The 11,883-nt window shown below is 39.7% G+C and carries 7 protein-coding genes; 3 read left to right on the forward strand and 4 right to left on the reverse strand.

Annotated features, from left to right (window positions below):
* Positions 1 to 557 precede the first annotated feature (557 nt).
* The 3 genes from gltB to CWB66_RS13435 all read left to right on the forward strand — a co-directional run bounded on the left by gltB (position 558) and on the right by CWB66_RS13435 (position 8,005).
* A complete protein-coding gene (gltB, locus tag CWB66_RS13425; RefSeq protein WP_138585768.1) occupies positions 558 to 5,015 on the forward strand; it encodes a glutamate synthase large subunit in 4,458 nt (1,485 codons plus the stop codon).
* Positions 5,016 to 5,024: 9 nt separating this feature from the next.
* Complete coding sequence (locus CWB66_RS13430) at positions 5,025 to 6,440, forward strand: glutamate synthase small subunit GltD family protein (RefSeq protein ID WP_138585769.1); 1,416 nt, start codon at positions 5,025 to 5,027, stop codon at positions 6,438 to 6,440.
* Positions 6,441 to 6,985: 545 nt separating this feature from the next.
* Positions 6,986 to 8,005, forward strand: coding sequence for a GGDEF domain-containing protein (locus tag CWB66_RS13435; protein WP_237070446.1), 1,020 nt, complete (start codon positions 6,986 to 6,988; stop codon positions 8,003 to 8,005).
* A 19-nt stretch (positions 8,006 to 8,024) separates the two neighbouring features.
* Here CWB66_RS13435 and CWB66_RS13440 read toward each other — a convergent pair whose 3' ends face one another.
* The 4 genes from CWB66_RS13440 to nadK all read right to left on the reverse strand — a co-directional run bounded on the left by CWB66_RS13440 (position 8,025) and on the right by nadK (position 11,720).
* The gene (locus tag CWB66_RS13440; protein WP_138585770.1) at positions 8,025 to 8,336 is read right to left on the reverse strand and encodes a hypothetical protein; all 312 of its coding nucleotides are present in this window, start codon (positions 8,334 to 8,336) and stop codon (positions 8,025 to 8,027) included.
* Between the two features lie 131 nt (positions 8,337 to 8,467).
* Entirely contained in the window at positions 8,468 to 10,141 is a 1,674-nt protein-coding gene (recN, locus tag CWB66_RS13445; protein ID WP_138585771.1) for a DNA repair protein RecN, read from the reverse strand.
* Between the two features lie 75 nt (positions 10,142 to 10,216).
* Positions 10,217 to 10,762, reverse strand: coding sequence for a hypothetical protein (locus tag CWB66_RS13450; RefSeq protein ID WP_138585772.1), 546 nt, complete (start codon positions 10,760 to 10,762; stop codon positions 10,217 to 10,219).
* A 73-nt stretch (positions 10,763 to 10,835) separates the two neighbouring features.
* Positions 10,836 to 11,720, reverse strand: coding sequence for an NAD(+) kinase (nadK, locus tag CWB66_RS13455; protein ID WP_077538195.1), 885 nt, complete (start codon positions 11,718 to 11,720; stop codon positions 10,836 to 10,838).
* Positions 11,721 to 11,883: the final 163 nt, after the last annotated feature.

The raw sequence follows: 11,883 nt of genomic DNA on the forward strand, positions 1-11,883 counted from the left end.
TCTGGTGATATTTAAATTTATTTTCTCTAGCCAGAGATTTTCAGTGAAAACAAGGCGAATTTACGCGTCAATAGCGGGCCTATTGCAAGTAAATTCAACGCAGTTAGCGCTGAAAATAGCTGCTTGAGATAGATTTATTATCCAGAGTTCAGGTTAGCTATACTAATTACAAGTAAATAAGAGAGATGTTAAGTCGTAAAGTGATGCAAATACCATAAAACTATCTAAATGTTAATTGTATTCGATAAGTTATACTGAATATTTATTCACTGAATGGTTGGTTTACGCTTACGTAAACTGACGCTTTTTGTTTGCCTGTTTTTACAAAATGTTAAACTTGACACCAGTGTCATGAAAAAATAACCGCCAAAACACCGCTAAATGTTAAAAAAATAGATGTAAAAGAAATCTTGCCATCAAGTGAGAAATATTCAAGAATGTGAATATGTATTCAAAGTGCTATTGACTCTATTTAAGATAGAGGCTAGTTTTGACCGGCTGTTAGCAAATCGTCGAGCAGTTCATTCACGCTAACAGTGCAGCAAGGGGAGGGGTCTATGTTATATGACTCAAAGTTAGAAAAAGAAAATTGTGGTTTTGGCTTAATTGCCCAAGTTAATGGTCAGGCTAGTCATCGGCTTATTCGTACTGCTATTACGGGGCTTGATCGTATGCAGCACCGTGGCGGTATTTCTGCTGACGGTAAAACAGGTGATGGCTGCGGTTTATTATTGCAAAAGCCAGACAGTTTTTTTCGTGCTATTGCTGGTGAGCACAACTGGCATTTAGGTAAAAATTATGCTGTGGGTATGATTTTTTTAAATTCAGATCCCGTCTTAGCACAGACTGCAAAACAAATACTTAGCGAAGAATTAGAAAAAGAAACGTTAAATATTTTAGGTTGGCGTGTGGTGCCAACCGACCCATCTATGTTGGGTCCTATTGCTGTACAGCAATTACCAGGTTTTGAACAAATTTTTGTTAGCGCGCCAGAGGGTTGGCGCTCTAAAGACTTAGAACGTCGCTTATATGTTGCACGTCGCCGCGCCGAAAAGCGTATTGTTGATGACGAAGCTTTTTACATCGCAAGCTTATCTGGGTTAGTCACTATCTATAAAGGCCTTATGATGCCTGCGGATTTACCTAACTTTTATCTAGATTTAGCTGATATTCGAATGACCAGTGCGATTTGTGTTTTTCATCAGCGTTTTTCTACCAATACCCAGCCGCGTTGGCCTTTAGCTCAACCTTTTCGTTATTTAGCTCATAATGGTGAGATTAATACCATTGAAGGTAACCGCCAATGGGCACGTGCCCGTTCGTATAAATTTGCATCACCACTTATTCCGGACTTACAAACCGCTGCACCGTTTGTAAACGAAACCGGTTCTGATTCATCAAGCTTGGATAACATGCTTGAGTTGTTTTTAGCTGGTGGCATGGATTTATTCCGTGCTATGCGCATGCTTGTGCCACCTGCGTGGCAGAAAAACCGCGCGATGGATGACGATTTACGTGCATTTTATGATTTTAACTCGATGCACATGGAACCATGGGATGGCCCAGCGGGTATTGTTATGTCGGATGGCCGCTTTGCAGCCTGTAACTTAGACCGAAATGGACTGCGCCCCGCGCGTTATGTAATTACACAAGATGGCTTTATTACCCTTGCATCAGAAGTGGGTATTTGGGATTACACAGCCGATGAAGTGGTAGAGAAAGGCCGCGTAGGACCAGGCGAACTGTTAGTTATAGATACTAAGCTTGGCAAAATTTGGCACTCTGATGAAATCGATCAAGATTTGAAATCTCGTCATCCTTATAAGTCATGGCTTGAAGAAAACGTTAAACGCCTTACTCCGTTTGAAGAACTTACAGAGCAAGATGCGGGTAATCGCTCGTTTGATGATCAAACACTGGCTAAATACCAAAAAATGTTTGGTTATACCAACGAAGAGCTTGATAGCGTTATTCGCGTAATGGGTGAAAACGGCCAAGAAGCCACAGGCTCTATGGGTGACGACACGCCATTTGCTGTGCTTAGTGAAGGGCGTCGCTCGCTGTATGATTACTTCCGCCAAAAATTTGCGCAAGTAACAAATCCACCAATCGACCCACTTCGAGAAAATCATGTAATGTCGCTGGCAACGTGTATTGGAAGTGAACAAAACGTATTTAACGAAACGACCGGCCATGCCAAGCGCCTACAGTTTGATACACCCATTTTAATGTACGCAGACATGCAGCAATTACTTAATGCCGATGAAGCGCATTACAGTTACTGTAAAATTGATATTACCTACACAGTTGACGAAGGCCTAGAAAAAGCAGTGTCGCGAATTTGTGATATTGCTCAGAAAAAAGCAGCGTCTGGCTGTATTATGCTGGTACTAACGGACCGTAACTTTGATGATATAAATTTACCTATTCCAGCTGCTATGGCTGTGGGCGCTGTTCAAAATCGCCTCGTTGATAATAATCTTCGCTGTGAATCAAATATTATTATTGAAACCGGTAGCGTGCGTGATGCGCACCAGTTTGCTGTGTTATTAGGTTTTGGTGCAACGGCAATTTACCCGTACCTTGCATATGAGTCGTTAGTTGCAATGAGCGACAGCAAAATTATTAATAAATCGTACTGCGAGGTTACTCTTGCTTACCGTAAAGCCATTAATAAAGGCTTGTACAAAATTATGTCTAAAATGGGCATAAGTACCGTGGCTTCATATCGTTGTTCAATGTTGTTTGAAGCAGTGGGTCTATCTGATGCCATTGTTGACATGTGCTTTAAAGGTGTGGCAAGTCGCATACAAGGTGCATGCTTTACTGACTTTGATGACGATCAGCAAAGTTTACACAAACTTGCTTTAAGTAAGCGTAAATTATTAAGCCACGGTGGTTTATTTAAATATGTGCACGGTGGTGAATACCATGCATATAACCCTGATGTTATTCAAACGCTTCAAAAAGCGGTGCGTTCAGGTGACTATAAAGATTACAGTGCTTACGCCGATTTAGTTAATAACCGCCCAATAGCAACGCTTCGTGACATGCTTGCACTTAAATTACCAGAGCAAGGTATAAATATTGATGAAGTTGAGTCTGCAGAAAACTTATACAAGCGTTTTGATTCAGCAGCAATGAGTATTGGTGCATTATCGCCAGAAGCACATGAGGCTTTAGCAATTGCAATGAATCGCTTAGGCGGTTGTTCAAACTCTGGTGAAGGCGGCGAAGATAAACTGCGTTATGGTACAGAGAAAAACTCTCGAATTAAACAAGTTGCATCGGGTCGATTTGGTGTAACGCCGCATTACTTACGCAGTGCTGATGTTATTCAAATTAAAGTAGCGCAAGGTGCAAAACCTGGCGAAGGCGGGCAGTTACCAGGTGAAAAAGTAACCCCGTATATTGCAAAACTTCGTTATTCAGTACCAGGTGTTACGTTAATTTCGCCACCACCGCATCACGATATTTATTCAATTGAAGATTTAGCTCAGCTGATTTTCGATTTAAAACAAGTAAACCCAAACGCACTTATTTCTGTAAAACTGGTTTCAGAACCAGGTGTAGGGACCATTGCAACAGGTGTTGCTAAAGCCTATGCCGATTTAATTACTATTTCTGGCTATGATGGCGGCACAGGCGCAAGTCCGCTTACTTCTGTTAAATATGCTGGTAGCCCTTGGGAGCTTGGTCTTGCTGAAACGCAGCAGGCACTTGTTGAAAATGGCCTTCGTCATCGTATTCGCTTACAAACAGATGGTGGCTTAAAAACAGGTTTAGATATTATTAAAGCCGCTATTTTAGGCGCCGAGAGCTTTGGCTTTGGTACAGGTCCAATGGTTGCGCTTGGTTGTAAATACTTACGTATTTGTCATTTAAATAACTGTGCAACGGGTGTTGCAACACAAGACGAAACACTTCGGCAAAAGCATTACCATGGCTTACCAGAAATGGCGATGAACTACTTTAAGTTTATAGCGCAAGAAGCGCGTGAGATTATGGCAAGTTTAGGGGTTGCAAATTTAACTGACCTAATTGGTCGGCTAGATTTACTAGAAAAAATTGAAGGTAAAACAGCAAAACAGAAGAAAATCGATTTATCATCTGTTATTGCTCAGCCGAATAACCCAACAGGTGAAACACTGTATTGTAGTGCACCTAATAGCTCGCATTATTTAGGAAAGCTTAATGAGAGCCTACTTGCTAAGGCGCAAGAGGCAATTGATGCTTCAAGCGGTATTTCACTGGTGAGCCGTATTTGTAATACCGACAGATCGGTCGGTGCAATGCTTTCGGGCTACATTGCTGATAAATACGGTAACCAAGGCATGGCAGCAGATCCAGTAACCATTGAATTGCATGGCACAGCGGGCCAATCATTTGGTGTATGGAATGCTGGTGGCCTTGAAATGACACTGGTTGGCGACGCTAACGACTACGTAGGTAAAGGGATGGCGGGCGGCAAGTTAGTTATTCGCCCACCATTAGGCTCGTCTTTCGAAAGCCATAAAGCCACCATTGCAGGCAACACGTGTTTATACGGTGCAACAGGCGGCAAACTGTTTGCTGCAGGTTGTGCTGGCGAGCGTTTTGCAGTGCGTAACTCAGGTGTGCAAGCCGTTGTTGAAGGCGTGGGTGATAACGGTTGTGAATACATGACTGGCGGCGTTGTATGTGTACTTGGCAATGTAGGCGTTAACTTTGGTGCGGGCATGACCGGTGGCTTTGCGTACATTTTAGATGAACGTAATGACTTTGAAAAACGCATTAATCCAGAGCTAGTAGAAATAGTCACACTTGAAAAGTTAACATCGCATCAAGAGCATTTACGCGGCTTAATTGCTGAGCATTTAGAGCTTACGGGTTCGTGCAGAGCAGAGAGCATTTTGGCTAACTTTGAATTGTACTTACCGATGTTCAAATTAGTAAAACCAATATCCAGTGACGTAAAAAGTTTACTCGGGCACCGCGCCCGCAGTAGTGCTGAACTACGTGTTCAAGCGCAATAAGGGGGCCGTATGAGCGAAAATGTATATCAATTTATAGACGTGCAGCGTGTAGACCCGCGCAAAAAACCAATTTCGTCACGTAAAAAGTCTTTCGTAGAAATTTACGAACCCTTTTCTGAAAATCAAGTTAACTCACAAGCTGACCGTTGTTTAGATTGTGGTAACCCATACTGTGAGTGGAAATGCCCAGTGCATAACTACATCCCACAATGGTTAAAGTTAATACGTACGGGCCGCATTATAGAAGCAGCTGAGCTGTCTCATCGTACAAACAGTTTGCCAGAGGTTTGTGGTCGCGTTTGCCCACAAGACAGACTATGTGAAGGCTCGTGTACATTAGATGAAGAGTTTGGTGCTGTAACAATTGGTAATATTGAGAAGTATATTACAGATGAGGCATTTAAAATGGGCTGGAAGCCTGATATGTCTTATGTAACTTGGACCGACAAAAAAGTGGCTATTATCGGTGCGGGCCCAGCAGGTTTAGGGTGTGCTGATATTTTAGTGCGTAACGGCGTTAAACCAGTGGTGTTTGATCGTCATCCAGAAATTGGCGGACTGCTCACCTTTGGCATTCCTTCTTTCAAGCTTGAAAAATCAGTAATGCAAAAACGCCGTGAAATATTCACTGAAATGGGCGTAGAATTTAAGTTAAATATTGAAGTAGGTGTTGATATTACGCTTGAGCAAATTTTAGCTGATTACGACGCTGTATTTGTAGGTGTGGGTACGTATCAAAGTATGCGTGCAGGTCTTGAAAATGAAGATGCAGCTGGTGTACACGATGCTCTACCATTCTTAATCGGTAACACTAACCGCGTGATGGGTTACGACGAGACAAATCAACCTTGTATAGATATGGCTAATCAAAAAGTAGTTGTACTAGGTGGTGGCGATACGGCAATGGATTGTGTGCGTACATCTATTCGTCAAAATGCAGCTAAAGTAACATGTGCGTATCGTCGTGATAAAGAAAACATGCCGGGCTCTAAACGCGAAGTTAAAAACGCGAAAGAAGAAGGCGTGATATTTACGTATAACGTTCAGCCTAAAGGCATTGTACTGAACGATAAAGGGAAAGTAACCGGCGTTAAAATGGTTAAAACTAAATTAGGCGAACCTGACGAAAAAGGCAGAAGCCGCGCTGAAGAGGTGCCTGGCTCAGAGCATATTATTGAGGCAGACCAAGTTATTATGGCGTTTGGTTTCCAACCTCACAAAATGGATTGGTTAGAAAAGTACGATGTAGAGATAAACCACTGGGGCGGTATTAACGCCCCAGAGCACGGTGAATTTACACATCAAACCACTAATCCGAAAATATTTGCAGGTGGGGATATAGTGAGAGGATCTGATTTGGTTGTCACCGCTATTTTTGAAGGACGTAATGCAGCTGAAGGTATTATGGATTATTTAAAAGTGTAATAACGTTATTTATTTTTATGCTAAAGAAAGCAAACCTTAGGGTTTGCTTTTTTGTTTTATAATTTATTTTATACCAATCTGCTTAAATATAGGGTCAATTTAACGACGTTATGGAGGGCTTTAATTCATTTAACTTTTCAAATGGTTATGTCGGTTGGTATTACAAGCTTTATAAATACAAAGAGAGAAATAAATAGCAATAACGGCATAATTTTTTATGTTTATATATTAATTCACTATGTTTATGCCTTGATTTAAAAAGCAAGGGAGTCCAAAATTAAAATTGCTTATTAAACGTTTGTGCTAATCACAAATGTTAATATCATTAAAAACTAAGCAACAAAGAGTAAATTGACCCTAGGCAGAATCCTTCAGGCTGCGTATGTTTGGCATTTATTCTACGCTATCCTATTTATGGGGAATAACCACGCTACATAGGCTCTGCCTTGCCTGAACACCAAATAGTCTGCTGCAAATTTAACCTCGAAAGATAAACAGGCTCTAATATTAAACTTATAATTTAACAAAAGAAAACTCTCTTAATTATGTACGAATATTCAGACAAAACGGAAAGAACACTAATTGTAAGACTGTTTTCATTAATAGGCTTTATAGCGACATTTTCAATGTCTTGCATTGCGTTTACTAATGACGAACATTTACTTTTTATGATGCTATTGTGCTCATCTTTTATTTATATGTGGGCATTGATTAGTTATATAAACGTTGAAAAATCTGCAAATACAATTCTTTATAATCTATACGTTTTAATGATTTATTTGGTGCTCACAGGGGGTGTTGAAGGGACTGGACCTATCTGGATATTTATTGTTTCTCCAGTCACATTTTCTATTCGAGGATTAAAGCGCGGTACTTTTGATATTGTTTTATTTTTGATTGCGGTAATTTTAGCGTTTTATTTTGCTGACGCCTTTGATATTTATAATTACGAACCTAATCAATATACATATAGAGTACTGTTTTCATTTGTAATTGTTGCGATGTTAAGTGCTTTTTATGAGTACACAAGAGAAAAATATAATGACAAGATTATTGCTTTAAGCCAAAAAAATGAGGTGTTAGCCACAATAGACCCACTAACTAACTTGCCGAATCGACGGTATACAATGAAGAAGCTAGAAGAATTTAAGCTGGCTTTATCACGAGACCAAACCCCTTTTGTTATCATGCTTTGTGACGTCGATAACTTTAAAAAAATTAATGATGTGTATGGTCACGATATTGGTGACGAAGCGCTTACTCATTTAGCGAATACGTTAAAGCAAAATATACCAGATAAAGCACTTGTTTCTCGTTGGGGAGGGGAGGAGTTTCTAATTGCAATACCCAACGCAGTAAAAGAAAAAGGGGTAGAGGTTGCCAATAAAATACATGCTTCGCTTAAAAACAACTCAATATGTGAATTGCCAGAAAGTGTCAATTTGACAATTAGTATAGGTGTTATTCAGTGTCAAGAAGCGCGTTCTATCGATCTTGATATTAAGCACGCTGATGAATTACTTTATACAGCAAAAGAGCAAGGAAAAAACAGAACTTGCTCTTAATCATGTTTTTGGGTATCGCTTAATCCATAGAAAAATAGTCAAGAGACGGTTTTATTTTAGCTATACGGCGCTTTACGCTCATATAACATAGTAAGTTACAAATTACTTGTGAAGCTAAAATGCTCCAGTAGCCAATAACGCTATTATCAGAAGTATTCATCAGATAGATTACCCCTACAGCTGTTTGTAGTAATAAAACAACATTTAAAAACCGGAATAAATGTTGTTTAAATTTAGTGTGTTTAAAGCGACTAAAGAGAGTTAGAAATATACTTAATGTTAGCAATAACCAACCCACAACAACGCACATAAAAAGTAAATCACTTGCCATTTCACTTATCCTTATACCAATCCGTAATAATACTTAATCAATTGAGGGGATGTAACTGCGTTAAAAATTTCTTATACAGAACAAATGTATAGAAAAACTTAAACAGAGTGCCCCGTAATTATTTTGTTGGTTTAAGCGTGCGCTTTTATTAATTCTTTTGCGTTTGCTTTGGCTGTTTTACTTACGTTATCGCCTCCTAATAATCTCGCTATTTCATTTACTCGACCATCTTTATTTAAAGGCAACATATTGGTAAACGTTTCGCCTTGTGCAATTTCTTTCGCTACAAAAAATTGCTGGTGCGCACTACTCGCGACCTGCGGTAAGTGGGTGACACAAATAACTTGAGTAGACTTACCCAATTGACGTAAAAGTTTGCCTACAGCCGATGCGGTAGGACCCGATATACCCACATCTACTTCATCAAAAATGAGTGTTGGCGTTGTTACTTTTTGCGCGATGATCACTTGAATAGCAAGGCTGATACGCGAAAGTTCACCACCTGACGCTACTTTTGCAAGAGGCTGGAGCGGCTGACCAGGGTTGGTTGACACTAAAAAAGATACATTGTCGTAGCCTAAATTATTTGGCACACGATCTGTTTCTTGAATTAAAGCTATCTCGAATACACCGTTTTCCATTGAGAGATTTGCCATACTTTCACTGATCAAGGTATTGAGTGTATTGGCATACTCTTTACGGCTTTGACTTAGTTGCTCACTTGCTTGCTGATAGTGTACTAGCGCATTTTCTATTTCAGATTCTAGTTGTTCCAACCGAGAGTTATTATTACTAATTGATTCTAACTCCTGTGAAATAGATTGATGAAACTCAACAAGGGCTTGTGGTTTTATATGGTGCTTACGCGCTAAATCCATTGCACCGCCTAGCCTATTTTCTACTTCAACTAAACGAGCAGGATCTAAATCAGCTTGCTCAGTGTAACTACGTACTTCACGGCTTGCTTCTTCTACTTGAACCGCTGCTTCAGCAAGTAAGGCAGCAACACTGGCTAAGCTTTCGTCGTACTGAGCCAGCTCTGTAAATTGTTGAGCACTGTGTTGTAATAACGAACATGCATTTTGTTCATCACTTTCGTATAAATGTTGTAGTTCACGCTGACAGGCTTCTAAGATAGTTTGGCTATTGCTGAGTTTGTAATGCTCTGCTTCTATTTGTTCAAACTCGCCTTCTTGTAATGCAAACTCGTCGAGTTCAGCAACTTGGTATTCTAGGAGTTGTTTTTGGGCTGCCTGCTGTAATTGCTGTTGTTCTAGATGTTTAAATTCTTTTTGTAAACTCGCAAATTGTTTATAGTTTTGACTAACACTATTAACGAGGTGGTGATGCCCTGCATAGGCATCAAGTAGTTGTAGTTGATGTTCGGCTTTCAAAAGGTGCTGGTGCGCATGTTGCCCATGAATAGAAATAAGGTATTGGCCAAGCTCTTTTAATTGAGCAGCAGTGACTGCACTGCCATTAATGTAGCTTTTACTACGACCATTTTTACACACCACACGTCGTAACAAGCATTCGTTATCGGCATTACCTAACATGTGATGCTCTAAAAAAGCTTGTGCAAGCGGAAGGTCACTTAAATCAAACTGAGCGCACACTTCTGCTTTGTCGGTATTGGGGCGAACCGCAGAGGCTTCTGCGCGTTCACCTAAGCACAAAGAAAGCGCATCAATAGCAATAGACTTACCAGCACCTGTTTCTCCGGTAATGGCGGTCATGCCGCTTTGCCACTCTGTGCTTAAATTACTTACAATTGCAAAATTTTTAATTTCTAAACCAATTAACATACTGTTTATCCATCCAGTCAATTGACTGTTAATTTATACAGTGTTTTGGTTTTTTGCAAATTAATTTTTTATTATTTAAGCAGCATTGGCTTCTTGAGCTGATTGTTCTTCATTTGATATTTGTTGTGGCATGTTATTTTCAGCGGGCTCAGCAAGCTCAGCAGTCCTAAGAAGAATAATTAATGAGGGGAGGGTCTCAGTGTAAAAAACTTTGTTATATAAGATCCCTTGTGGTGGAAGCTCAGATACAAAGTACTGTATGTTATCAGCGAAAGTAATGCTTGATGATGTTTCGTAGGTTTTACTCAATTCATGAGACAAAATATTGATAAGTAAATCGGTAATACTTTCTAATTTTTGCAAGTTTTCGTCTGTATGACCCTGTACCACAAAAAAATTATTTACGATGGCTTGTATTTTAGGGACATATTTAGGGCGGATCACTTTTGCTTCTAATAAATCGTTCAGTTTGAGTTTTAAACGCAGACTTGTTTTGGATACTCGATCATTAAAAAGCTTTTTCTTAGCTTCAATTGCTATGCGACGATTTTTTTCTACGACTAAGTAGCTACCAAGTAGCGTTATTAATAATAAGAATGTAAAAAATACAACATACGTCATTACTACTAGTTCCTAAAAGATAATTTATTATTTTAGTATATTTTGCTCGAAAGTATTACGCTTGGCAATAAAATTAGTACAAACGGCTACCCCAATTTAATTTTGTGCGCAAAACGTTATAGTAAGAGTAATTTTTTGGGTGAATTAAACGCAGTTTTTTATCGGCTTTTTTAATTACCACTTCATCACCAGGCAATACCGCAAGTACTACGTGACTGTCGCAACTAACTTGTAAGCTATCTGTATTTTCGAGGCTAAGCTTCAAACGCACTTCGTTATCGGCATCAACAACTAGCGGTCTACTCGATAATGTGTGTGGAAACATAGGTACTAGTGAAATAGCATTGAGTTCAGGCGTTAAAATTGGACCACCGCCTGAAAGTGAATAAGCCGTGGAGCCTGTTGGTGTAGATACAATTAAGCCATCTGAACGCTGCGAAAATACAAAGTCATGATTAATAAAGGCTTCAAACTCAATCATGTGCGCGACTTTATCGGCATGTAAAACGGCTTCGTTTACTGCTGAATTTGCACTTTTTAGCTCATTATGACGATATACTTCTACTTCTAATAAAAAGCGTTTTTCTTCAATAAAATCACCGCTTAAAACTTGCTCCAAACTGGGTTCAAAGCCTTCAGGGTTCAAATCAGTTAAAAAGCCTAAATTCCCTCTATTTACACCAATTACAGCGACATCAAAACGGGCCAGCACGCGAGCTGCCCCTAGCATGTTGCCATCGCCGCCTACTACAATAGCAAGATCAGCTTGCTCACCTAAATCAACTAACTTAACGAGCTTATTATTAGGCACATCCACTAATTGTCCGCCAGTGCGTTTTTCTACAATAACTGCAAAACCAAGCGCAAGTAAAAATGTATGCAGGCGTTGTAGTGTTGCCGCAGCCCCTGGGTGATTTGGTTTGCCAATAAGGCCAATGGTTTTAAAAGGAGAGTCCATAATGTACACACGGTAAGTTTTAGTCTTTGTAGAGTAACCCAAAAGAGAAGTGTTTGAAAATACAGATTTTAGCTAAATTAATATGACTTAATTACACCGCTAACGAGGGCGTGTTGATCTTTGTGGATTAAAATTTGTTTAATCTAGGGGCGATTTAATCGCG

The sequence above is a fragment of the Pseudoalteromonas sp. S558 genome (assembly GCF_005886635.1).
Taxonomy (GTDB): Bacteria; Pseudomonadota; Gammaproteobacteria; order Enterobacterales; family Alteromonadaceae; genus Pseudoalteromonas; species Pseudoalteromonas aliena.